This is a genomic window from Stenotrophomonas sp. B1-1, from assembly GCF_010894375.1.
Taxonomy (GTDB): domain Bacteria; phylum Pseudomonadota; class Gammaproteobacteria; order Xanthomonadales; family Xanthomonadaceae; genus Stenotrophomonas.
The window spans coordinates 163968-186082 of the sequence record NZ_JAAIUZ010000006.1 but is presented as its reverse complement, the minus strand read 5'-3'; the positions used below and the strand labels follow the sequence as shown (position 1 = coordinate 186082).

22 protein-coding genes are annotated in these 22115 nt (G+C 67.5%); 5 read left to right on the top strand and 17 right to left on the bottom strand.

Annotated features, from left to right (window positions below; translation table 11 throughout):
• Both G4G00_RS05505 and G4G00_RS05500 read left to right on the top strand, forming a co-directional pair.
• The gene (locus G4G00_RS05505) at nucleotides 1–1401 is read left to right on the top strand and encodes an ATP-binding protein (protein WP_108752625.1); all 1401 of its coding nucleotides are present in this window, start codon (nucleotides 1–3) and stop codon (nucleotides 1399–1401) included.
• A 212-nt stretch (nucleotides 1402–1613) separates the two neighbouring features.
• Nucleotides 1614–4640, top strand: coding sequence for a ligand-binding sensor domain-containing diguanylate cyclase (locus G4G00_RS05500; RefSeq protein WP_108752626.1), 3027 nt, complete (start codon nucleotides 1614–1616; stop codon nucleotides 4638–4640).
• Nucleotides 4641–4927: 287 nt separating this feature from the next.
• Here the strand turns inward: G4G00_RS05500 and rnt are convergent, their stop codons facing one another.
• The 16 genes from rnt to G4G00_RS05420 form a co-directional block, all read right to left on the bottom strand.
• Nucleotides 4928–5512: a ribonuclease T gene (rnt, locus tag G4G00_RS05495; protein ID WP_012510544.1), complete on the bottom strand. Its 585-nt coding sequence runs from the start codon at nucleotides 5510–5512 to the stop codon at nucleotides 4928–4930.
• A 135-nt stretch (nucleotides 5513–5647) separates the two neighbouring features.
• On the bottom strand, nucleotides 5648–5965 hold the full coding sequence (locus G4G00_RS05490) for an RcnB family protein (protein WP_164271728.1): 318 nt from the start codon (nucleotides 5963–5965) through the stop codon (nucleotides 5648–5650).
• A gap of 196 nt (nucleotides 5966–6161) precedes the next feature.
• On the bottom strand, nucleotides 6162–6662 hold the full coding sequence (locus G4G00_RS05485) for a DoxX family protein (protein ID WP_108752628.1): 501 nt from the start codon (nucleotides 6660–6662) through the stop codon (nucleotides 6162–6164).
• A gap of 21 nt (nucleotides 6663–6683) precedes the next feature.
• Complete coding sequence (locus G4G00_RS05480) at nucleotides 6684–7439, bottom strand: putative DNA-binding domain-containing protein (RefSeq protein ID WP_164271725.1); 756 nt, start codon at nucleotides 7437–7439, stop codon at nucleotides 6684–6686.
• Complete coding sequence (locus G4G00_RS05475) at nucleotides 7432–8307, bottom strand: DUF692 domain-containing protein (protein WP_108752629.1); 876 nt, start codon at nucleotides 8305–8307, stop codon at nucleotides 7432–7434. Before G4G00_RS05475 ends, G4G00_RS05480 begins: the two co-directional genes overlap by 8 nt.
• Nucleotides 8294–8650, bottom strand: a complete 357-nt coding sequence (locus G4G00_RS05470) for a hypothetical protein (protein WP_164271722.1) — start codon at nucleotides 8648–8650, stop codon at nucleotides 8294–8296. The genes G4G00_RS05475 and G4G00_RS05470 overlap by 14 nt, the downstream gene beginning before the upstream one ends.
• Before the next feature lie 344 nt (nucleotides 8651–8994).
• Nucleotides 8995–9702: a phosphate signaling complex protein PhoU gene (gene phoU / locus G4G00_RS05465; protein WP_108752631.1), complete on the bottom strand. Its 708-nt coding sequence runs from the start codon at nucleotides 9700–9702 to the stop codon at nucleotides 8995–8997.
• 64 nt (nucleotides 9703–9766) lie between these two features.
• A complete protein-coding gene (gene pstB / locus G4G00_RS05460) occupies nucleotides 9767–10597 on the bottom strand; it encodes a phosphate ABC transporter ATP-binding protein PstB (RefSeq protein WP_108757682.1) in 831 nt (276 codons plus the stop codon).
• Nucleotides 10598–10616: 19 nt separating this feature from the next.
• Nucleotides 10617–11480, bottom strand: a complete 864-nt coding sequence (pstA, locus tag G4G00_RS05455; RefSeq protein ID WP_108755802.1) for a phosphate ABC transporter permease PstA — start codon at nucleotides 11478–11480, stop codon at nucleotides 10617–10619.
• Complete coding sequence (gene pstC / locus G4G00_RS05450) at nucleotides 11480–12448, bottom strand: phosphate ABC transporter permease subunit PstC (protein ID WP_108749106.1); 969 nt, start codon at nucleotides 12446–12448, stop codon at nucleotides 11480–11482. Before pstC ends, pstA begins: the two co-directional genes overlap by 1 nt.
• 82 nt (nucleotides 12449–12530) lie before the next feature.
• Nucleotides 12531–13619 carry a phosphate ABC transporter substrate-binding protein PstS gene (gene pstS, locus G4G00_RS05445; RefSeq protein WP_108755803.1) on the bottom strand — a complete coding sequence of 363 codons (1089 nt, stop codon included), beginning with the start codon at nucleotides 13617–13619 and terminating at the stop codon, nucleotides 12531–12533.
• Between the two features lie 361 nt (nucleotides 13620–13980).
• Complete coding sequence (pstS, locus tag G4G00_RS05440; RefSeq protein WP_108749108.1) at nucleotides 13981–15000, bottom strand: phosphate ABC transporter substrate-binding protein PstS; 1020 nt, start codon at nucleotides 14998–15000, stop codon at nucleotides 13981–13983.
• Nucleotides 15001–15195: 195 nt separating this feature from the next.
• Nucleotides 15196–16407, bottom strand: a complete 1212-nt coding sequence (locus G4G00_RS05435; protein WP_108752635.1) for an OprO/OprP family phosphate-selective porin — start codon at nucleotides 16405–16407, stop codon at nucleotides 15196–15198.
• Between the two features lie 239 nt (nucleotides 16408–16646).
• On the bottom strand, nucleotides 16647–17333 hold the full coding sequence (gene nth, locus G4G00_RS05430) for an endonuclease III (RefSeq protein ID WP_164271719.1): 687 nt from the start codon (nucleotides 17331–17333) through the stop codon (nucleotides 16647–16649).
• Nucleotides 17333–17686 (bottom strand): hypothetical protein, encoded by a 354-nt coding sequence (locus G4G00_RS05425; protein WP_108752637.1) that lies wholly within the window; start codon nucleotides 17684–17686, stop codon nucleotides 17333–17335. Before G4G00_RS05425 ends, nth begins: the two co-directional genes overlap by 1 nt.
• A gap of 4 nt (nucleotides 17687–17690) precedes the next feature.
• Nucleotides 17691–18485: an enoyl-CoA hydratase-related protein gene (locus G4G00_RS05420; RefSeq protein ID WP_164271717.1), complete on the bottom strand. Its 795-nt coding sequence runs from the start codon at nucleotides 18483–18485 to the stop codon at nucleotides 17691–17693.
• A 166-nt stretch (nucleotides 18486–18651) separates the two neighbouring features.
• Here G4G00_RS05420 and G4G00_RS05415 point away from each other — a divergent pair, with 166 nt between their 5' ends.
• From G4G00_RS05415 to G4G00_RS05405, 3 genes are all read left to right on the top strand, one after another.
• Complete coding sequence (locus G4G00_RS05415) at nucleotides 18652–19353, top strand: FKBP-type peptidyl-prolyl cis-trans isomerase N-terminal domain-containing protein (protein ID WP_108752639.1); 702 nt, start codon at nucleotides 18652–18654, stop codon at nucleotides 19351–19353.
• Nucleotides 19354–19475: 122 nt separating this feature from the next.
• Nucleotides 19476–20279 (top strand): CoA pyrophosphatase, encoded by an 804-nt coding sequence (locus tag G4G00_RS05410; RefSeq protein WP_108752640.1) that lies wholly within the window; start codon nucleotides 19476–19478, stop codon nucleotides 20277–20279.
• Nucleotides 20276–21178: a sulfurtransferase gene (locus G4G00_RS05405; RefSeq protein WP_108752641.1), complete on the top strand. Its 903-nt coding sequence runs from the start codon at nucleotides 20276–20278 to the stop codon at nucleotides 21176–21178. Before G4G00_RS05410 ends, G4G00_RS05405 begins: the two co-directional genes overlap by 4 nt.
• Before the next feature lie 305 nt (nucleotides 21179–21483).
• Here the strand turns inward: G4G00_RS05405 and G4G00_RS05400 are convergent, their stop codons facing one another.
• Nucleotides 21484–22053, bottom strand: a complete 570-nt coding sequence (locus tag G4G00_RS05400; RefSeq protein ID WP_164271714.1) for an N-acetylmuramoyl-L-alanine amidase — start codon at nucleotides 22051–22053, stop codon at nucleotides 21484–21486.
• Nucleotides 22054–22115 lie beyond the last annotated feature (62 nt).

Genomic DNA, 22115 nt, shown 5'->3' with positions numbered 1-22115 from the left:
ATGCAGCGCCTGCGCCACTTCCTGTCCTCGATGGTGGGACGGCTGTTCGTGATCCTGCTGCTGGGCATGGCGGTGGCCGCGATCGGTGCGACCATGCTGGCCTCTTCGAAGCGCCAGCAGGAATTCGAGCGGCAGAACCTGAACCGCGTGGCCGATCGCCTGCAGGGCTACGTGAACATGCTCGACGGCAACCCGGAGCTGCGCGAGCGCCTGCTGGAGACCGGCGGGCCGAGCGTGCGTTCGTTGCCGCCGGATGCGCGCCTGGGCCGGCAGGACACCGCGTTGATGCAGGTGCTGGATGACCGCGCCGGACCGGTGGCGCGCGCGCATGTGCACTTCACCTCGTTCCGTTCCTGCATTCCCCGCCTGCAGGAATTCCTGCCGCCACCGCCGCCGCCGAATGGTCATCGACGTCCGCCGCGCGAGCGCGATCCGTCCTTCATTCCGCCCAAGTGCCGGGCGGTGGATGTGACGCTGAGCGACGGCACCCTGCTGAAGCTGGCACTGGATTCGCCGGCCGTGGCGCACAACGGCATCCTGGCGGTCGATCCGCTGTTCCTGACCCTGCTGGTGCTGGCCATCGGCGTGCTGGCCTATATCGTGGCGCGCATGTCCAGCAAACCGCTGCAGGAACTGGCGTCGGCTGCCGAAGAACTGGGCGACGATCTGCAGCGTGCACCGCTGCCGCTGCGCGGCCCGCGCGAGGTGCAGCGCGCCGCCGAGGCCTTCAACGCCATGCAGCAGCGCCTGCAGCGGCACCTGGCCGAGCGCACGCAGATGCTGGCGGCGATCACCCACGACCTGCAGACGCCGCTGACCCGGCTGCGCCTGCGCCTGGAAAACGTGGGCGACGAAGCCCTGCGCGAACGCCTGATCGGCGACCTGGCCGCCATGCAGGCGCTGGTGCGCGAAGGCCTGGAACTGGCGCGCAGCGCCGAGAGTTCCGAGCAGCGCGCCGCCCTGGACCTGGATTCGCTGCTGGAAAGCATTGTCGAGGACACCGCCGAGGGCGGTGCCGACGTGGCCTTCCAGGGCCGCAGCGGGGCGGTGCTGATGCTGCGCCCGCTGGCCATGCACCGGTTGTTCTCCAACCTGGTGGACAACGCGGTGATGTACGCGCAGCGGGTGCGGGTAAGGGTGGAACGCGATAATGAGGGCATCACCGTGGTGGTGGCCGACGATGGCCCCGGCCTGGCCGACGACCAGCTGGAAGCGGTGTTCGACCCGTTCGTGCGGGTGGAGACGTCGCGCTCGCGCGAAACCGGCGGCGCCGGGCTGGGTCTGACCATCGCCCGTGCCCTGGCCGAAAAGGATGGCGGCCGCCTGTGGCTGCGCAACCGGCCGGCCGGCGGCCTGGAGGCCGTGGTGCACTGGCCGGCCAGCACCCAGGCGCGCCAGTAGATCCACGCCATGCGTGGATGACATTACGGCCGGGCGCCAGGGCTGCGGTGACGCCGAAGGGGGTGTTTGCCCTATCATTCGCGTCAACTTCCCAGCGCTTGACCGATGACCCAGCCCGTTCGTGCCGGCGTGCGGCCCCGTGCCGCCCAGCTGACCCCGTTGCTGCCTGTTGCCTGCCCGGGCAACCGCACCTGGCCGTTGCCCCTGCGGTAATGGGCGGAAAGGGGGCTGGCAGGCGCCTGGCGGGGCGCCACCCGGGAACCTGGATCGCACCGCTGCTGCGGTGGGCGTTGCTGTGCCTGCTGCTGGCCCTGGCGCCGCCACTGGCCGCGGCCCAGGACGGCGCGCCGCCGCTGCGCGATTACGCCATTGATGTGTGGACCTCGCGCAACGGGCTTCCGCACAACTCGCTGCGCGACATCGCGCAGACCCCGGAAGGGCACCTGTGGTTCGCCACCTGGGAAGGGCTGGTGCGCTACAACGGGCTGGATTTCACCGTCTTCGACCGCAGCACCCGACCGGGGCTGCCGGACAATGGCATCGGCGCGCTCTACGTCGATCGGCAGGGCGGCCTGTGGATCAGCGATTCGCGCGGCAACGTCAGCTACCGCTCCGGCGATGGCCGCTGGCGGGTCTGGGAGCACGGGCCGAACAGCCCGCAGGTGCTGATCCAGGCCATGCAGATGGACAGCCAGGGCCGCCTGTGGCTGCTGTACGAAGGCAAGGGCCTGGGCTACCTGACCCCCGACGGCGGCATGGTGTTCGAGACCCCGCCGCCGGGCCTGCCGGTGGCGATGAGCTTCACCAAGCTGGTGGTGGACGCCCAGGACCGGGTGTGGATCGGCACGCTGGACGGCCTGCTGCTGCGCGACACAGACGGCGACATGAAGCGCGCGCCGCCGGGCTGGGGCGTGGGCAGTGGCCTGTCCTGGCCGTACCGGGCGCCCGATGGTGCGCTGTGGATCGTGGCCGGTGAGCGCCTGTACCGGGTGGAAGATGACCGCCTGGTGCTGGTACACCGCCTGCCCGGCCAGCTGCACATGACGGCCATGCTGCAGGACCGCCATGGCGATATCTGGCTGGGCACCGAGAACCAGGGCCTGCTGCGCATTTCCGCGCACGGCATGGAGCGCCTGCCGGCCGGCCTGAACCTGCCGGGCGGGCGCGTGGTCAGCCTGCGCGAGGATGCCGAAGGCAGCATCTGGGTGGGCGCCAATGGCGGCCTGTACCGGCTGCGCGAAACCTTGTTCAGCAGTTACACCGAACGCGACGGCCTGAGCGGCGATTACGTGCGCACGGTGTTCGAGGACCGCGACCGCCGCCTGTGGGTGGGCAGTGCCAGTGGCCTGGACGTGCAGACCGATGATGGGCACTTCCGTGCCATGCCGCTGCACAACCGCGGCGGCAAGGCGCCGTCGGTGCTGAGTCTGGCGCAGGGGCCCGACGGCGACCTGTGGGTGGGGACCTTCGGCGACGGCGTGTACCGGCTGGATGCGCAGGGCCAGCTGCGGCACAACTACGATGCGGCCGATGGCATGCCCGGCGGCAACATCCGCGCGATCAGCGTAGGCGCCGACGGCGTGGTGTGGGCCGGCACGCAGAAGGGCGTGGTCTCCATCGAGGGCAGCCGTGTGCAGGTGTCACGCGTGCCGGGCATGCCCAGCGGCCTGATCACGGCGCTGGAGCACGACCACCAGGGCAATCTGTGGATCGGCACGATCGACGGCATCCATGTACTGCGCGGCGGCAAGGTGCAGCGCATCGACCTGACCGCGCTGGGCGGCGGCCGCAGTGTGTTCGGCTTCCGCCAGATCGGCGAAGCCATGTGGATCAGCAGCGACCGCGGCCTGTACCGCTGGCAGGGCGGGCGCCTGTCGCGCGTGGGGCTGGAACAGGGCATGCCGGTGGATACGGTGTTCCAGCTGGTGCCCGACCGCCTGGGCAATGTCTGGGTAAGCAGCAACCGCGGCGTGCTGCGGACCGACATGGCCACGCTCAACGCGGTGGCCGATGGTCGCGCGCCGCGGGTGTCGGTGGAGCGTTACAACGAGATCGATGGCATGGCCAACGCGCAGGCCAACGGCAGTTCCGGTCCGTCGGCGATCCTGCGCCAGGACGGCACCTTCTGGGTGGTGACTGCCGGCGGCCTGAGCACGGTCGACCCGCAGCGCCTGCAGCGCTTCCGCGAGCGCCCGGCGCCGCCTGCCGCCATCGAGAGCGTGCAGGTGGATGGCGTGCCGGTGCACTGGGAAGGCACCGACCACAATTCCATTCCGGGCGGGCGCCGGCTGGCGGTCAGCTTCGTTGGCCTGAGTTACCTGATGTCCGACCGCATCCGCTACCGCACGCGGCTGGAAGGGCTGGACCATGGCTGGGTGGAACGCGGCGCCCAGCGCAGCGTCGAATTCATCGGCCTGCCGCCGGGGGATTACACCCTGCATGTGTCGGCCGCGCATCCCGGCGGCGCCTGGGGCCAGCAGGAAGCGGTCTGGAGTTTCAGCGTGCAGCCGTTCTGGTGGCAGCGGCACAGCGTGCAGGCATTGATCGCGCTGCTGTTGATTGCCGGGCTGGTGGCCCTGTACCGGTTCCTGCTGCAGCGCTACCGCTCCAGCAACCTGCGCCTGGCCCAGCGCGTGGATGAGGCCACCTTCGATCTGCAGGCGCAGACCGTGCACCTGCAGGCGCTGAACCAGGAAAAGACCGAGCTGGCCGAGCGCCTGGCGCGGCAGGCCGAAGCATTCGAACGGCAGGCGCGCGAGGATGCGCTGACCGGCCTGGCCAACCGCCGTGGTTTCGATGAAACGCTCGCGCGTGACTTCGCCCGTGCGCAGCGCAGCGGCCACCCGATGTGCCTGGTGGTGCTGGACATCGACCACTTCAAGGACGTGAATGACACCTACAGCCACAGCATCGGCGATGCCGTGCTGGTGGAAGTGGCGCAGTTGATTGCCGCCGCCAGCCGCGATTCCGACCTGCCGGCGCGTACCGGTGGTGAAGAGTTTGCGCTGCTGCTCAACGACACCCGCCTGGAAGAAGCCGCGCAGCTGTGCGCGCGCCTGCGCGGCCTGTTCCACGACCATGCCGACTGGGCAGGCGTGCCCGCGCTGCGGGTGACCTTCAGTGCCGGCCTGGTGGAACTGGCGGCGGACGACCGCACGCCGGCACTGCTGTACCAGCGCGCCGACCGCGCGCTCTACCGCGCCAAGAGCGACGGCCGCGACCGCACCAGCATCGGTTGATGCCCATCCACAGCCCGGTGGGCGATGGGTGCGGACCGTTGGTCCGCACGACCGATGCATTCATCCACGCATGGCGTGGATCTACTGCACTTCGTTTTTCTGATGTTTCCGTGGCGGGACAGGAAACTGTCCGTGGCCGGGCGGGTGGGCTGCGCAGGGGCGTGAGCCGCATGGATGCGGCGACCGAGCTTACAGGGACGTACTTGCAGCGTCCCCTGCGCAGCCCACCCGCCCGGCCCAGCCCAAGCGCTGCCGGGCGCGCCGCGAGGGGCGCCGCCGTTGGCTGTTTATCGCGGCCAGGCGTTGGCGATGGTGCAGAACAGCCGGGCGGTCTGTTCGGTGTCATACACCGCGCTGTGCGCTTCGTTGGCATCCCAGCCCAGCCCGGCGGCATTGGCCGCGCGTGCCAGCACGGTCTGCCCGTAGGCGATGCCGGCCAGGGTGACGGTGTCGAACACGCTGAAGGGATGGAACGGATTGCGCTTGTGGCCGGTGCGGGCCACCGCGGCGTTGACGAAGCCGAGGTCGAAATGCGCGTTGTGGCCCACCAGGATCGCGCGCTGGCAGCCGTACTTCTTCATGGCTGCGCGCACCGGGGTGAAGATGTGGTCCAGCGCGGCCTTTTCTTCCTTGGCCAGGCGGAACGGGTGGTCCAGGATGATGCCGGTCACTTCCAGCGACTTCGGATCGATCTCCAGGCCTTCGGCCGGAACCACGTGCGCGCTGGCGGTCTGGCCGGGGTAGAGCAGGCCGTTCTCGTCCATCTCGATCGGCACGGCGGCGATTTCCAGCAGCGCATTGCGCTGGCTGTCGAAGCCGCCGGTTTCCACGTCCACCACCACCGGCAGGAAGCCGCGGAAGCGTTGCGACATCGCGCGCTGCGCCGGCGGTGCTAAGGAAACGGGGGCGGCGTCAGGTGCGGGGGTGGGGTCATTCATGCGCGGATTCTAGCAGAGCGACCCTGAGCGCCCGGCCACGCAGTGCGTGACCGGGACGCTGCGGACAGGTCAGCGACGTGCCAGCACCACGTCGGCGATGACGCCGGTGGCCACGGCAATCAGCACGTAGCGGCCGTCCACCTTGCGCCATTCTTGGCCGCGGGCCGGGGCATGCAGGCCATGGTGGCGGTAATCGCGCACGTACTCGCCGCGATGGTCGTGGGCGAGCTTGTGGCCGCGACGCGGCGGATCGCGACGGTCGTCGTGGTGATCCTTGTGGCCATGGTGGTCGTCGCGGCCACCGGCGCCGTAGGGTGCGGCCATGGCGGGCGAGATGGCGGTGGCCAGCAGGGGCAGCGAAAGGGTGGCGGCAATCAGGCGCTTCATGGGGCAACTCCGGGGGAAGGACGTGGTCGTCGAGGCCACGGATCCAGCATCGGATTTTTTTCATGAATAGGCGATTAAATCCGCCGTTTCTGCGGTTTCGGTGCGTATCGGCGTGTAACGTGTGCGACCTGGCCGACCCGGATTCCGGTAGGTGCCAACCAAGGTTGGCACACCGCGTACCAACCAAGGTTGGCACCTACCGATCCGTGGCGCCCCAGCGTGCCATCCACGCATCCAGGCTCAACCGTCCCGCACCGCTGAACAGCAGCGGCAGCAGCATGGCCATGAACAGCACCGGCAGTTTGAAGTTGCCAAAGCCCTGGTCGCTGATCGCATAGCCCATGGCCAGGTCTGCCAGGGAATTCCAGTGCATTGGCCAGTGCACGGCGTAGGTGGCAACCGCGGTCAGCACCAGCAGGCTGGCCGCGGCGAAGCGGGTGCCAAGGCCGAACAGCAGGCAGGCCGCGCCGACCAGTTCAAACCAGGTCGCCAGCTGCCAGTTCACGCTGGCCGGCAGCTGGTCGAACGGAAACGGGAAGGCCTGCTGCAGCTCGGCGAACCAGTTCTGGCCCTGCAGCTTCTCGCGGCCGGATTCGAAATACTCCCAGGCCAGCAGCAGGCGCAGGCCCAGCGGGGCCAACCACGGGCCGCAGCGGTCCAGCTGGCCGCGCAGGGCAGCCAGGGGCGAGGTTTTCATCGGGGAATCTCCTTGGGTGGATCAGGCCACGGTGGGCAGGGGGCCGATCACCCCGGCCTGCAGGAACTGCTGCAGCAGATGTGTGCCAGGTTCGATCAATGCACCGGCGTCGAGCTGGTGCAGGCGGGCCAGTTGCTGCAGGTGCTGCTGGCCGGTAGCGCCTGGCGCCTCGGCGATCAGCATCAGCAGATGTGCGGCCAACGGGCTGAGCTGGGCGAAGCGCACCGCACCGTCGGCATCGCGGCGGACCAGCAGCCCGGTGGGTTCGGCGGGCACTTCGGCAGGGGCATCATCGCTACCCAGCCGGTGTACCGGCCAGGCGTACAGCAGCGGCCAGGCCAGCGCGGAGCAGCGCAGCGGCACCTGCATCGGGTCAATGCCGCTGGCCGGTGGCAGCGGCTCGGCCGTGCGCTGGTAAAGCTCGGTTTCCACCCATTCGTAGTGCGCCAGCTCGGCCAGCGCGGGGTGGGGCAGCTGCGGCTGCGCCTGCAGCCATTGCACGAACTCGGCCGCCACCGCGGTGAACAGCGGTGTGCGCGCGTGATGGTGGGCGAAGTAGTGCCGCACCAGATCGGCCCAGGCCGGTTCGCCGAGCAGGCGCACGCAGACCGGGAAGCCATTGCCGAGCAGGCCCAGCAGGTTGTTGAACAGCAACCGCTGGTACACCGCCACCCGTCGCGGATCCAGATCGGCGGGCGCGGGCACGTGCTGCGGGTCGCGCAGGTGTGCGGTAAACGCGTGCTGCTGCGCGCGCAGAGTGGTTGGAGCGTCAGCCATGTGCAGCTCCCGCATGGCGGGCCTGCAGGCGGCGGATGGTGTGCAGTTCGCCCAGCAGTTCGGCATAGGGCGGGAAGTTGAAGTCGCGCTCCAGCAGGGTGGGGCGCGGGCCGAAGCGGGCGTAGCTGCGTTCCAGCAGCGCCCACACCGGGTCGATCACCGCGCTGCCGTGGGTATCGATCTTCAGGTCCGGAGCCTCGTCCAGATGACCGGCCACGTGCAGGCAGACGATGCGCTGCGCCGGCAGGCCTGCAATGAACGCGTCGGCATCGTAGCCATGGTTGCAGGCATTGACGTACACGTTGTTGACGTCCAGCAGCAGGTCGCAGTCGGCCTCGGCCAGCACGGCGTTGGTGAAGGCCAGCTCATCCATCGCCGGCTGCGGAGCCAGGTAATAGGACACGTTTTCCACCGCGATGCGGCGGCCCAGGATGTCCTGCACGTGGGCAATGCGGGCGGCGGTATGGCGTACCGCTTCATCGGTGAAGGGGATCGGCAGCAGGTCGTACAACTGGCCCTCGTCGCTGCAGTAGCTCAAGTGCTCGCTGTACAGCGGCACGCGGTGGCGCTCGAGGAAACGGCCGACCTGCTGCAGCAGCTGGGTGTCCAGCGCAGCACTGCCACCCAGCGACAAGGACAGGCCGTGGCAGCTCAGTGGATGGCGCCGGGCCAGTTCATCCAACGCCTCGCCGGCAGGGCCGCCCACGTTGATCCAGTTTTCCGGCGCGCACTCCAGGAAATCGAAATCGCCGGCCGGGGCATCGCGCAGGTCCTGTAGCAGCGCCCGCCGCAGGCCCAACCCGACGGCTGCCGCGGGCAGCGGCAACCGTGGGTGGACGACGCTGGCCGCAGCGTCAGTGCTTGCCACCGCACTTGCCTTCGCCGCACTTGCCTTCGGCCGCCTTCTTGCCGGCCTCGGTCTTGGCCTTGCTGTCGGTAGCGCTACCGGCAGCGGCCTTGCCCTTGTCACCGCCGCACTTGCCTTCGGCGCTCTTGCCGTCCGCGCCGCACTTGCCCTCGGCGTGCTTGGCGGCATCGGCGGCCTTGGCGTCGGTGGCCTTGGCATCGCCGGATTTGGCAGCCTGGCCGGCCACCAGATAGCCCTGGGCAAGGTCGGTCATGCTCAGGGCCGAAGCACTGGCAGTCACGCCCAGGCCTGCGGCCAGGGCAGTGGCGGTCAGCAGGGACAGGGTCTTGTTGGAACTGCTCATCGGTCGTACTCCTTGGGTGGTGGGCGGCTGCCCGGGGTGAAACGATGGTGCAGCGATCCTACTCAAGGAATCTTCGCCGAAAGCTAAAATTTTCGTGAGGAGTGGCGTCGGTCCACCCGTGCGGGAGGCCGGGGTCGGATCCCCTTCCGCAGGAAAGGGCGCTGCCCCCCATCCACGCATGGCGTGGATCTACCGGGCGGTGGGGCACGGGGCATCCACGCATGGCGTGGGCGGCAGTAGATCCACGCCATGCGTGGATGGGCCGCCGGGAAACCCGCCAAAAAAAAGCCGCTGTCACATGGACAGCGGCCCCTTGGACCCCACTTCAGTGTTGCAGTGCGGGATCAGATTGCGTCGGTGCTGGAGGTCTCGTCGCGCTTTTCACGCGGCGGCAGCGGCTGTTCGCCATGCACCAGGAACCACACGTTCTCGGCGATGTTGGTGGCGTGGTCGCCTACGCGTTCCAGGTTCTTGGCCATGAACAGCAGGTGCGTGCACGGGGTGATGTTGCGCGGGTCTTCCATCATGTAGGTCAGCAGCTCGCGGAACAGCGCGGTGTATTGCGCGTCCAGGCGGGCGTCGTCCTGGCGCAGTTCCAGCGCGGCGTCGGCATCGTTGTCGCGGTAGGCGGCGATGGCGCGGCGCACCTGCTGCGCGGCCAAGCGACCGAGGGCACGCAGGCCCTGGATCTGCGGCAGCGGCGGCACCTTGCCCAGCGCGATGGAACGCTTGGCCACGTTGGCGGCGTAGTCGCCAATGCGCTCGATGTCGGCCGGAATGCGCAGGCCGGCCAGGATCTCGCGCAGGTCGCGGGCCATCGGGCCACGCAGGGCCAGGCGCATCACGTCGTGGCTGATCTGCTGTTCCAGTGCATCGATGGCTTCATCGTTGGCGATGATGCGATGGGCGGCGTTCTCATCGCGCTTCTCGATCACGTCCATCGACGCTTCGAGCTGGGCGACGGCCATCTCGCCCATGCGCACGATTTCGGCCACCAGGCGCTGCTGCTCTTCGTCGTAGCTCTTGACGATATGGTCGTTGGGAAGATTCATGGTTGTTCCGCTCGGTAGAGTCGAGCCATGCTCGACTGACGTTGTCTGTGATTCGATCGACGATTCAGCCAAAACGACCGGTGATGTAGTCCTCGGTCTGCCGTTGCGACGGCTGCGAGAAGATCACTTCGGTGCGGTCGTGTTCGATCAGGTCGCCCAGGTACATGAAGGCGGTGTAGTCAGACACGCGCGCGGCCTGCTGCATGTTGTGGGTGACGATGACGATGGTGTACTCGTGCTTGAGTTCTTCCACCAGCTGTTCGATGCGGCTGGTGGAAATCGGGTCCAGCGCCGAGGTCGGTTCGTCCAGCAGCAGCACCGACGGGCGCAGGGCCACGGCACGGGCGATGCACAGACGCTGCTGCTGGCCGCCGGACAGGCCCAGCGCGCTCTGGTTGAGCTTGTCTTTCACTTCGTCCCACAGCGCGCCCTGGCGCAGGGCCTGTTCCACGCGGTCGGCCATGTCGGCCTTGCTCAGCTTCTCGTGGTGGCGGATGCCGTAGGCCACGTTCTCGAAGATGGTCATCGGGAACGGCACCGGCTTCTGGAACACCATGCCGACCTTGCTGCGCAGGCGGTTCATCGGGTACTTCGGCGACAGGATGTTCTCGCCGTCCAGCAGCACTTCACCGCGCGCTTCCAGCTTCGGGTACAGCGCGTAGATGCGGTTGAAGATGCGCAGCAGGGTCGACTTGCCGCAGCCGGAAGGACCGATCAGCGCGGTCACGCGCTTTTCCGGAATTTCCAGGTTGATGCCCTTCAGGGCATGGAACTTGTCGTAGTAGAAGTCCAGTCCGCGCGCGGCAAGCTTGACCGGAGCCGGCGTGTGCAGGCTCTCGTGCGAGGACGGCACGGCGATGCGCTGCATCGGCACGGCGTTGGAAAGGTCGTTCATGGCGGTATCCACGGAAAGGTCAGTCATGGGAGATACGGTTGCGCAGCAGGATGCCGCGGGCGGCAAGGCTGACCAGCAACACGAAGACAGTCAGCACCAGGGCGCCGGCCCAGGCCAGCACCTGCCAGGATTCATACGGGCTGCCGGCGAACTGGTTCATCACCACAGGCACCGAGGCCATCGGCTGGAACACGTTGCTGTTCCAGTACTGGTTGCCGAAGGCGGTGAACAGCAGCGGCGCGGTTTCACCGGAAATGCGGGCCAGGGCCAGCAGGATGCCGGTGATGATGCCGGCCGATGCACTGCGGTACAGCACCTGCACGATCACCTTCCACTGCGGGATGCCCAGCGACAGGGCCGCTTCACGCATCTGCGAAGGCACCAGGCGCAGCATTTCGTCGGTGGTGCGCACCACCACCGGCAGCACGATGAAGGCCAGCGACAGCGCACCGGCGAAGGCGGAGAAGCTGCCGCCGGTCTGCATCACGTACAGGGTGTAGACGAACAGGCCCAGCACGATGGACGGTGCCGACAGCAGGATGTCGTTGACGAAGCGGACCACGGTGCCGGCCTTGCGGGCGTTGCCGTACTCGGCCAGCCAGGTGCCGGCCAGCACGCCCAGCGGGGTGCCGATGCCGATCGCCAGCGCACACATCACCGCGCTGCCGAAGAAGGCATTGGCCAGGCCGCCTTCCTGCATGGGCGGCGGGGTCATCTTGGTGAACAGATCCCAGTTGATGCCGGCCAGGCCCTTGGCGGCCAGGGTGAACAGGATCCAGCCCAGGAAGAACAGGCCGAACAGCGCAGTGGCGCAGGACAGCGCGATGGCAACGACGTTGCCGACGCGGCGGCGCAGGTACAGCGAATCAGCGGTGGTGGACATCAGTTGCCCTCCTTGCGGGACAGGCGCATCAGCATCAGGCGGGCGATGGCCAGCACCACGAAGGTGACGATGAACAGGACGAAGCCGAGCAGCAGCAGCGCCGAGCGGTAGGTTTCAGTGGCTTCGCCGAAGTCATTGGCGATCAGCGCGGCGATGGTGGTGCCCGGTTCCAGCAGCGACGGCGACAGGCGCACGCTGTTGCCGATCACGAAGGCCACGGCCATGGTTTCGCCCAGCGCACGGCCCAGGCCCAGGAAGATGCCGCCGATCACCGCCGAGCGGGTGTAGGGCAGCACGATGTCCCAGCTCACTTCCCACTTGGTGGAACCCAGCGCATAGGCCGATTCCTTCAGTCGGGTGGGCACGGTCAGGAACACTTCGCGCATCACCGACGAGATGAACGGAATGACCATGATCGCCAGCACGAAACCGGCGGTGAGCATGCCGATGCCCAGCGGCGGGCCCTGGAACACCGGGCCGATGATCGGCCACTCGCCCAGGGTTTCATTGAGGAACGGGGTCACGTACTCGGTCATCACCGGCACCAGCACGAACAGGCCCCACATGCCGTAGATGATCGAGGGAATGCCCGCCAGCAGTTCGATGGCGGTGCCGACCGGGCCGCGCAGCCAGCGCGGGGCGACCTCGGTCAGGAAGAAGGCGATGCCGAAGCTGACCGGTACGGCGATGACCATCGCGATGAGCGCGGTGACCAGGGTGCCGTAGATCGGGGCCAGCGCACCGAACTTGTTTTCGACCGGATTCCAGTCGGAAGAGAAGAAGAAGCTCAGGCCCTGCATCTGCAGGGCGTGGCGACCACCCCACAGCATCGACAGCGCGGCGCAGGCCAGGGCGATCAGGACGAAGATGACGGTGCCGACCAGCACCCATCGGAACAGTTTGTCGTTGCGGGCATCACGCGTGTCACGCGTGGACGGGGCGGCTACAGGCTGGGCGATGGCATTCATGGGGACGGCAGGGCCAGGAAAGGGCGGGGCGGCACGGCGTGGTAGAGACGGTGCCCGCACGCGGCGGGCACCGTCGGGTCCATCACTTCAGCTCGGTGCCCCAGTAGGCCTCGATCTGCTTGACCAGTTCGGCCGGCAGCGGCACGTAGTGCAGCTCGTTGGCCTGGGCCTGGCCGTTTTCGAAGGCCCACTTGAAGAACGCCAGGGCGTCCTGGTTGCGCTTGGCATCCTTGGGCTGCTTCTGCATCAGCATGAAGTTGGTGGCGGTGATCGGCCACGCCTGCTCACCCGGCGCGTTGGTGATGACCAGGTTGAAGTCCTTGGCGCTGGCCCAGTCGGCGCTGGCGGCAGCCGCGGCGAAGGTTTCAGCGTTCGGCTGCACCCAGGTGCCGGCCGCGTTCTGCAGGGCGGTGTAGGGCATGGCGTTCTGCAGCGCATAGGCCAGTTCGACGTAGCCGATCGAACCCTTGATCTGCTTCACGTACGAGGCCACGCCTTCGTTGCCCTTGCCACCCACGCCGTCCGGCCACTGCACCGAGGTGCCTTCGCCGACCTTGGTCTTCCACTCCGGGCTGACCTTGGACAGGTAGTTGGAGAAGTTGAAGGTGGTGCCCGAACCATCCGAACGGTGGACCAGGGTGATCTTGCCGTCCGGCAGGGTCACGCCCGGGTTGGCGGCGGCGATGGCCGGGTCGTTCCAGGTCTTCACCTTGCCCAGGAAGATGTCGGCCAGCAGGGCGCCGGTCAGGCGCAGCTTGCCCGCTTCCAGGCCTTCGATGTTCACCACCGGCACCACGCCGCCGATGGCCGAGGGGAACTGGGCCAGGCCGGCCTGGGCCAGTTCGTCGCTGGCCAGCGGCTTGTCCGACGAACCGAAGTCGACGGTACCGGCCTTGATCTGGGCGATGCCGCCACCCGAACCGATGGACTGGTAGTTGATCTTGGCGCCGGTGGCGGTGTTGTAGTCAGCCGACCACTTGGACACCAGCGGGAAGATGAACGAGGCGCCGGCGCCGGACACTTCAGCGGTCACCTTGTCGCCGGCAGCGGCCGGGGCGGCGGCGCTGTCGGCGGCCGGCTGCTGCGCGGCCTGCTTGTCGCCACCGCAGGCCGACAGGCCCAGGGCGATGGCCAGGGAAAGGGCGGCGAGGCCGGCCGAGTGCAGTTTCATGGTCACTCCATAGCGGGGTAGAGCCGACACCGTCGGCGGATGCGGCTATGAAATGATGTTTTTGTTACAACCGTATGACGTCCATGACAGAGGTGTCGGACATCACGTTCTGACGGGGGTTTCACGGGTTGCGCGGCCGCCGTGGGAGGGCCAGCGGCCCGCATATTGCGCGGCCGGGCCTTGGTAGAGTCGAGCCATGCTCGACTGCCGTGAGCCTTCAGTCGAGCAAGCTCGACTCTACCCACAGCGGGCCCACAAACAGAAAGGCGCCGGACCCGAAGGTCCAGCGCCCGTTGGGGCCGGCGGGGGAGAGAGGACCCGCCGGCCCCCGTTCCTGCGGGGGAACGCCTTGCTACGCCACTCAGTACTTCAGGTTCTGGGTCCAGTAGGTTTCGATCTGCTTGACCAGGGTGTCCGGCAGCGGCACGTAGTCCAGCTGCTTGGCCTGTGCATCACCGTTCTTGTAGACCCAGCGGAAGAATTCCTGGGTGGCCTTGGCGCCGGCCACGTTCTTGGGCTGCTTGCGCACCAGGATGAAGTTGGTGGCGGTGATCGGCCACGCTTCGGCGCCCGGGGCGTTGGTCATGACCAGGTAGAAGTCCTTGGCGCTGGCCCAGTCGGCGCTGGCGGCAGCGGCCGAGAACGAGGCGTCGGACGGCTGCACGATCTTGCCGGCGGCGTTCTTCATCGCTGCGTAGGACATCTTGTTCTGCAGCGCGTAGGACAGTTCGACGTAGCCGATGCCGCCCTTGATCTGCTTCACGTAGGCGGCCACGCCTTCGTTGCCCTTGCCGCCGATGCCGGCCGGCCACTGTACCGAGGTGCCTTCACCGACCTTGCTCTTCCACTCCGGGCTGACCTTGGACAGGTAGTTGACGAAGTTGAAGGTGGTGCCCGAGCCGTCCGAACGGTGGACGATGGTGATCTTGGCGTTGGGCAGGGTCAGGCCGCTGTTCAGGGCAGCGATGGCCGGGTCGTTCCAGGTCTTGATCTTCCCCAGGAAGATGTTGGCCAGGGTCGGGCCGTCCAGCTTCAGCGCGCCCGGGGCAACACCGGCCACGTTGATCACCGGCACCACGCCGCCGATCACCGACGGGAACTGGGCCAGGCCAGCGGCCGCCAGTTCTTCCGGCTTCAGCGGGGCATCGGACGAGCCGAAGTCCACGGTGGCCGCCTTGATCTGGGCAATGCCGCCGCCCGAACCGATCGACTGGTAGTTCACCTTCTTGCCGGTGGCGCCGCTGTAGTCGGCCGACCACTTGGACATGACCGGGTAGATGAACGATGCGCCCGCGCCGGTCACATCGGCGGCATTGGCGGCAAACACGGACGATGCGGCCAGGATGGCGACAGCGGCGCGCGACTTGAAGGCGTGGATCACGGGAGAGACTCCTGGGGTGGTCGAAGGGCGGCTGCCCGACGTTTCGGTGCACATTCCATAACGGTTGCGTGACACCCCGGCGTCTGTCACATGACGCATCCATGACAGCGTGGGTGGCGGTGGCCGCAACAAGAAAAGGCACGGCCGAAGCCGTGCCTTGGGTACGCGCAGCGCGGGCGCCGCAGCGCTCGCCGCTTACCAGAAGAACTGGGCGCGGGCTTCCAGGATGTTCGGATCGTCATTGACGAAGCCGCGGGCGCTGGAGCTGTACTTCTTGCTGTCCACCATCACGTAGTTCAGCATCAGCTTGAAGTTCGAACGCCAGTACCAGTTGGCGCCGACGGTCCAGATGTCCATCTTGCCGCCCAGCACGCCATCGACGATCGGCGGACGGCCGGCCACCGGGTTGGCACGCAGGTTGCCGTCGTTCAGATCCATGTGGTCGTAGCGCACGCCCAGCTGCCACTGGCCGCTGGCCGGGTTGTCCGGCAGGCCGGTGCCCGGGGTGCCGCCCTTGTAGCTCCAGGTTTCGCCGGTCACGTTCCACACGCCGCTGACGTAGTAGCCGTCGCTGGTGTAGTTGTCGTGGTCATAGCGCTTGGCCTTGCTGCTGTAGTACTCGGCCTGGGCCTTGAACGGGCCCTGGAAGTACATGGCTTCGGCGCCGACGGTGCTGACGCGGTCGGTGTCGGTCATGTTGCCGCTGTCGACCAGGCGCGCGGTGGCCAGATCGGCGTTGGGACGGGCACGCACGCGCAGGGTGTCAGCATCGGCGTCGTAGTCCACATAGCTCAGGCCGAAGTGCAGCACCTGGCCCTTGTCGTTGATCGGCGCCCAGGTACCGCGTGCGCCGTAGCCGCTGCCGTGGGCCAGGTTGCGGGTCAGCTCGCGACCGAAGGCGCTGGCGGTGACCGACCAGTTGTCCTGGCCGTAGCTGTACGCACCACCCAGACGGCGGGCGACGGCGTAGGTGTTGGTCACTGCGGCCTTGGAAATGAAGTCGTTGTTCTTGGTGCTGGACAGTTCTTCCAGGCTGTTGGGCTGCTTGAACTGGCCCAGCTGCAGGAAGTGGCTGCTGTTGCCGGCCAGCTTGTACTTCACGTTGGTGTCCAGGAACTTGTCGGCCTTGGCGTCGTAGCCGACCACCCATTCCACATTGCCCGGGCCCTTGCCCTTCAGCACCAGCTCGGCGCGGCGCAGTTCGAATTCGCTGTCCTTGCCGTTGCCGGCGTCACCGCCGTTGAGGTCCACGACGTCATTGTCGAACCAGTTGCCGTCGGCCTGGACCAGGCCTTCGAAGGTGATTTCCGAACCGCCGATCACATCGATGGCGACTTCAGCGTGGGCAGCCGGCACATACAGCGCAGCAGCCACGGCCACCGTCAGGAGTTGGTGATGCAGTTTCATGGGAAGGAGCCTTGCAGGCAGGTGGGAAGATGCGCGCAGGCTAGAAGGTGAAGATTGCGTAAATGTGACAGTTCACGCACAAGTACACGCCCCGCCACGGCAGGGCCTGCCGATGTAAACGCTTGCGTGTGACGCTGCGGTTGCGCCCCGATTGCAGTAGATCCGCGCCACGCGTGGATGCTTTTCGGTGGCGGGTCAGAGCCCTTTCTGCGAAAGGGATCCGACCCTGGCCCTCCCGCCTACGCCGCGGTTTTTTCCTTGAACCGGCACAGATCGGCAATCACGCAGCCCGGGCAATCCGGTTTGCGTGCCTTGCACACATAGCGCCCGTGCAGGATCAGCCAGTGGTGCGCATCGAGCAGGAACTCGGCCGGAATGGCCTTCACCAGACGGTCCTCGACTTCGCGCACGTTCTTGCCCGGGGCCAGCCCGGTGCGGTTGGCCACGCGGAAGATGTGCGTGTCCACCGCCATCACCGGCTCGCCGAACGCGGTGTTGAGCACTACGTTGGCGGTCTTGCGGCCCACGCCGGGCAGGGCTTCCAGTGCGTCGCGATCGCGCGGCACTTCGCCGCCATGCTTGTCCAGCAGGATCGCGCAGGTGGCGATCACGTTCTTCGCCTTGGCGTTGAACAGACCAATCGTGGCGATGTACTTCTTCAGGCCTTCCTCGCCCAGTGCCAGGATCGCTGCCGGTGTATTGGCCACCGGAAACAGGCGGCGGGTGGCCTTGTTCACGCCCACGTCGGTGGCCTGCGCGGACAGCGCCACCGCCACCAGCAGCTCGAAGGGCGTGCTGTATTCCAGCTCGGTCTTCGGGTGCGGATTGAGTTCGCGCAGGCGGGTGAACATTTCCACCACGTCGGCGCGCGGCATCACGCTGCCGCGGCGCGCCGGTGCGCGCGGGGTCTTCTTCGCGGTGGCCATTACTGTTCCTTGCCTGCCGCGCGTGCCTTGGCCCGGGCCAGGATGGCGGCCGCGGCGGAGGGCAGGGCGGGTTTCACGTCCGGCGCCGGTGCCGGCATGCGCCGGGCATCGCGCTCGGCTTCGCGGCGGGCCAGGCGCACGGCACGGTCGCGATAGCGCTCGCGTGCGGCCCAGGCACGCTGCAGCTGTTGCTGGGCGTGCAGCAGGCGCTGCGCAAGTTCGGGGTGGTCGGGCAACAGGCGCGCATCGTCTGTGCTGGCCACGTAGTCCATCAGGCCTGCCTGCAGCGCGCCATCGAGATCGTCTGCCTGGACCCGGGCAAACAGCTGCACGGGGTTGGGTCGGGATGTCATGACGTCAGCGGTTCTGGAAGGCCGGCGGGCGGCGCTGCAGGAACGCGCTGGTGCCTTCGCGCATGTCCTCGGTGGAGAACAGCAGGCCGAACTGCGCGCTCTCGTATTCCAGACCGGATTCCAGGCTGCATTCGCCCCCCACGTGTACCGCGTCCAGCAGGCCACGCAGGGCCAGTGGCGCCGACTGCGCCAGTTGCCGCGCCACGGCCTGCACGCGGGCGTCCAGCGCATCGGTGGGCACCACTTCGTTAACGATGCCCAGCGCCAGCGCACGGGCGGCGTCGATGGGGGTGCCCAGCAGGCACAGTTCCAGGGTGGCGGCGCGGCCGCACAGGCGCAGCAGGCGCTGGCTGCCGCCGAAACCGGGAATCAGCCCCAGGTTGATCTCCGGCTGGCCGACCTTGGCCGTATCGGCCGCGATGCGCAGGTGGCAGGCCATGGCCAGTTCCAGCCCGCCGCCCAGTGCGAACCCGTTCACCCGGGCGATCACCGGCTTGGGCATGCGCTCGATCTGCCGCATCAGCTGCTGGCCCAACAGCGAGAAGTCACGTCCCTGAACCGCACTGAGCGTGTTCATTTCCGCGATATCCGCCCCGGCCACGAAGGCCTTGGGGCCGGCCCCGGTCAGCACCACCACCCGCACCGAAGGCTCGGCCGCCGCGGCGCTGAACGCCTGCGCCAAAGCCTGCAGGGTGGCCGCGTTCAGTGCATTGAGCTTCTCCGGGCGCTGCACGGTGAGGGTGCGGACGGCACCGTCGTCGGCCACGGTCACGGGGTGCTCGGCGGGGGCTGGGGCCACGGAAGACTCCTGAAACGTTAAAAAAAAGTGAGATTGAACTCTTGAAACGCAGACAGGTCATAGCCTGCGTGGTCAGTGGCGGTTCCACCTTATGGCCGCTATCCTAACCCGTCGCCTCAGGGCGGCGCAGAACGTCCCTGAGTTACCACCCCTGGAGAACTGTTTGATGAAGTTGCGTTCTATCGCGGTCGCCGTCGCGGCCCTGGCCCTGACGGGCAATGCCTTCGCCCAGGACGTTTCGTCCGAAAAGGGCAAGCTGAGCTACTACTTCGGTTACGACTACGGCAACAACCTGGCAGAGCTGACCGCCCGCGGTGAGCAGCTGGACATCAACTCGGTGGTGAAGGGTCTGCAGGACGCCTACGCCAAGAAGCAGCCGGCGATCACCGCCGACCAGCTGAAGCCGGCCGTTGAAGCGTTCCAGAAGCGCGAGCAGGGCCGTGCCCAGGCTGCCAAGGCCGAGTACGAAAAGGCTGCTGCCGAAAACAAGACCAAGAGCGACCAGTTCGTTGCGGCCAACAAGGCCAAGGCGGGCGTGCAGTCGCTGCCGAGCGGTGTGCAGTACCGCGTGATCGAAGCCGGCAAGGGCGCCAAGCCGACCCAGGCCAGCACCGTGCAGCTGGAAGTGGCCGGCCCGTATCCGTTCGGCCAGCGTCCGACCGAAGCGCGTCCGGCCCAGCAGATTCCGTCGATCAAGGTCAGCGAAGTCGAAATGAAGGCCATGCGCGAGACCCTGCTGCAGATGCCGGCAGGCTCGAAGTGGGAAATCACCCTGCCGCCGGACCAGGCGTACGGCGCCGACCCGCGTACCGGCTTCCCGCCGAACGTGGCGGTGCAGTTCGAAGTGAAGCTGGTCAGCGTCAAGTAAATCGAAGTAGTGAACCGAACGCGCCGGTGGCTTCCACCGGCGCGTTTTCATTTGTGCGCCACACGGTGGCCGACGCCGCCCCAAACATGGCCATTCGCGCTACTGTTGCAGGGGTGCAAACTATGGAAGAAACGTCGCGTGTTGTCGCAAGCCCCTGCATCGGCGTGTGCAAGCTGGACCTGGCCCGGCACTGTACCGGTTGCGGGCGGACCCTCGATGAAATCGCGCGGTGGTCGTCGATGAGCGACGCCGAACGCGACCACGTGCTGCATCGGCTGCTGCCGCTGCGCGAACAACTGCAGCACTCCCTGCGAGGCTCGCTGGCCGACCACGAACGCCTGCTGCGCGCGCTGCACCCGCTGGCCGAGCCGCCGCAGGGCGATGGCTGGAACCGCAGCGAACTGATCGACCTGCTGCCGCCGGGCCCGGCGGTGGAGGCGGCCGTGCTGGCCGGCATCGTGCCGCGTGCCAATGGCGCGCAGGTGATCCTGACCCGCCGCACCGAAACCCTGCGCCAGCATGGCGGCCAGGTTGGTTTTCCCGGTGGGCGCACCGAACCGGATGACCGCGACGCACTGGCGGCTGCGCTGCGCGAAAGTCAGGAAGAGATCGCGCTGGCGCCCACCCAAGTACAGGCGCTCGGCTACCTGGACCCGTTCGTCACCATTACCGGTTACCGGGTCACCCCGGTGGTGGCGGTGATCGATCCGGACTTCGTGCCGGTGGCACAGCCCAGTGAAGTGGCCGAAGTATTCGAAGTGCCGCTGGATTACCTGATGGCGCCGGACAACCTGCACCAGGTCGAAATCAACCATCGTGGGCGCGTGCGCCACGTGCTGGAATACGGCTGGCCCGGGCATCGGATCTGGGGCGCCACGGCCGCCATTCTCTACAACCTGCGCCGCCGCCTGGAGCAAGTGACATGACGCCGAACGACACGACGTGGACCACCCTGGTCGATGTGCCCCGCCTGGCCGCTGCACTGGGCGAATCCATCCGCGTGGTCGATGCCCGCGCCACTGCCAGCACCGCCGTGCGCGTGGTCGATGCACGTGCATCGTTGGCCGACCCGCAGGCCGGGGCAGGGCAGTACGCCGCCGGCCATATTCCCGGTGCGGTGTACGCCGATCTGAACCACGATCTGTCCGACCTGGGCCGCAGCGGCCACGGCCGCCACCCCCTGCCGGACAGCGATGCCTTCGCCGCAACGCTGGGGCAGTGGGGCATCACCCCCGAAACCCAGGTGGTGGTGTACGACGGCAGCGATGGCAGCATGGCTGCCGCGCGCCTGTGGTGGCTGCTTCGCTTGATCGGGCACAGCCGCGTGGCCGTGCTCGACGGCGGCATGGCGGCCTGGCTGGCGGCCGGCCAGCCGGTGGTGACCGGGCGCAGCGAAGTCGCCGCCCAGCCGCCCTATCCGGGACGCTTCGACAGCACCCAGGTGGCCAGCGCTGATGAGATCGCCGCGCGCCTGAAGCACGCCCCTGGCTGGCTGGTGGACGCCCGTGCCGGCGAGCGCTTCCGCGGTGAAGTGGAGCCCTTGGATCCGGTGGCCGGGCATGTGCCCGGTGCGGTCAACCGCCCCTTCGCCCTGAACGTGGCCGACGGTCGCCTGCGCGATGCGCAGGAACTGCGCGCCGAACTGCAGAGCGTGATTGGCAACCAGGACCCGCAGCGGGTGGTGCTGATGTGCGGCTCGGGCGTGACCGCCTGCCACCTGCTGCTGGCGATGGAAAGCGCCGGCCTGAGCGGCGCGCGCCTTTACTCCGACTCCTGGAGCGGCTGGGTAAGCGACAGCAGCCGCCCGGTCGCCACCGGCGCGTGACAGCACGGGGTCGGATCCGTTTCCCGACGGGAAACGGCTCGGACCCCATTGGTTGGAATCCGTGTGAAGCGCAGTCGAGCAACGCTCGACTCTACAACCGCATTCTTCAATCGATTCGACCCCCAATCAGGGGTCAGAGCCCGTTGCGTAGCAACGGGCTCTGACCCCGTGCCGTTCCGACAGCACGCGGGAAACTGTCGAAGGCGAGGTGGACCCACCTCGCCATTCCACGGAAAGCAGGCTTTTGACGTTGCTCCAGTCGAGCATGGCTCGACTCTACAGGGGGTAGGGCGCAGCCCTGCCAGCTACTCCCCCAGCCCCTGCAGCGGCACCTTCGCCAGCACCCGTGCCCAGGGGAACAACGGGCCGGGATCGCGCTTGCGCGCCACCGTCAGCCTTGGATCATCGCTGGCCGGTACCTGTTCCAGATCCAGCTGGTCATGCCCGGCAATCTGCCGCAGCGACGGATAGCGTTCCACCAGTGCCTGCAGCAGGGCCTCCAGCGCCTGCAGCTGCGCCTCGGCATACGGCTCGTCCATCGCCTGGTGACGGCTGTCGAACCAGTCCGGGTAACGCCCGGTATTGACCAGTTCAATGCCCACCGTGTCCGCGTTCATGCCGCGCACGTGGTGGGCGATGCGTTCGGGCGCCACGTACTGCACCACGCTGCCGTCGCGATCGATGTAGAAATGGCCGCTGTTGCCGGCGCCACTGTCATACAGCACGCGCTCACCGTACTCACGGGCCATGGCCAGGTCCGGCAGTTCGGTGCAGTGGATGACCACCATGCGCAGGCTGGCCGGGTCACGCAGGGGCAGGCGGTCGTGGTAGGGCAGCGGCTGCAGCTGCAGGCCGGGCAGGAGCGGGTTGGGCATGCGGCGATGCTAGCATTGCACGATGAACCTGCCTTCCCGATCGACCTCGAACCGCTTCGCGG

Coding starts and splice junctions, on each gene's coding strand:
- G4G00_RS05505 (WP_108752625.1), top strand. CDS start 1: ATGCAGCGCCTGCGCCACTTCCTGTCCTCGATGGTGGGACGGCTGTTC.
- rnt (WP_012510544.1), bottom strand. CDS start 5,512: ATGTCGCAACGCTTCCGCGGCTTCCTGCCGGTGGTGGTGGACGTGGAA.
- G4G00_RS05410 (WP_108752640.1), top strand. CDS start 19,476: ATGGAAGAAACGTCGCGTGTTGTCGCAAGCCCCTGCATCGGCGTGTGC.
- G4G00_RS05500 (WP_108752626.1), top strand. CDS start 1,614: ATGGGCGGAAAGGGGGCTGGCAGGCGCCTGGCGGGGCGCCACCCGGGA.
- pstC (WP_108749106.1), bottom strand. CDS start 12,448: ATGAATGCCATCGCCCAGCCTGTAGCCGCCCCGTCCACGCGTGACACG.
- G4G00_RS05405 (WP_108752641.1), top strand. CDS start 20,276: ATGACGCCGAACGACACGACGTGGACCACCCTGGTCGATGTGCCCCGC.
- G4G00_RS05490 (WP_164271728.1), bottom strand. CDS start 5,965: ATGAAGCGCCTGATTGCCGCCACCCTTTCGCTGCCCCTGCTGGCCACC.
- phoU (WP_108752631.1), bottom strand. CDS start 9,702: ATGAATCTTCCCAACGACCATATCGTCAAGAGCTACGACGAAGAGCAG.
- G4G00_RS05435 (WP_108752635.1), bottom strand. CDS start 16,407: ATGAAACTGCATCACCAACTCCTGACGGTGGCCGTGGCTGCTGCGCTG.
- G4G00_RS05485 (WP_108752628.1), bottom strand. CDS start 6,662: ATGAAAACCTCGCCCCTGGCTGCCCTGCGCGGCCAGCTGGACCGCTGC.
- pstB (WP_108757682.1), bottom strand. CDS start 10,597: ATGAACGACCTTTCCAACGCCGTGCCGATGCAGCGCATCGCCGTGCCG.
- G4G00_RS05425 (WP_108752637.1), bottom strand. CDS start 17,686: ATGACATCCCGACCCAACCCCGTGCAGCTGTTTGCCCGGGTCCAGGCA.
- G4G00_RS05480 (WP_164271725.1), bottom strand. CDS start 7,439: ATGGCTGACGCTCCAACCACTCTGCGCGCGCAGCAGCACGCGTTTACC.
- G4G00_RS05400 (WP_164271714.1), bottom strand. CDS start 22,053: ATGCCCAACCCGCTCCTGCCCGGCCTGCAGCTGCAGCCGCTGCCCTAC.
- pstS (WP_108755803.1), bottom strand. CDS start 13,619: ATGAAACTGCACTCGGCCGGCCTCGCCGCCCTTTCCCTGGCCATCGCC.
- nth (WP_164271719.1), bottom strand. CDS start 17,333: ATGGCCACCGCGAAGAAGACCCCGCGCGCACCGGCGCGCCGCGGCAGC.
- G4G00_RS05470 (WP_164271722.1), bottom strand. CDS start 8,650: ATGAGCAGTTCCAACAAGACCCTGTCCCTGCTGACCGCCACTGCCCTG.
- pstA (WP_108755802.1), bottom strand. CDS start 11,480: ATGTCCACCACCGCTGATTCGCTGTACCTGCGCCGCCGCGTCGGCAAC.
- G4G00_RS05415 (WP_108752639.1), top strand. CDS start 18,652: ATGAAGTTGCGTTCTATCGCGGTCGCCGTCGCGGCCCTGGCCCTGACG.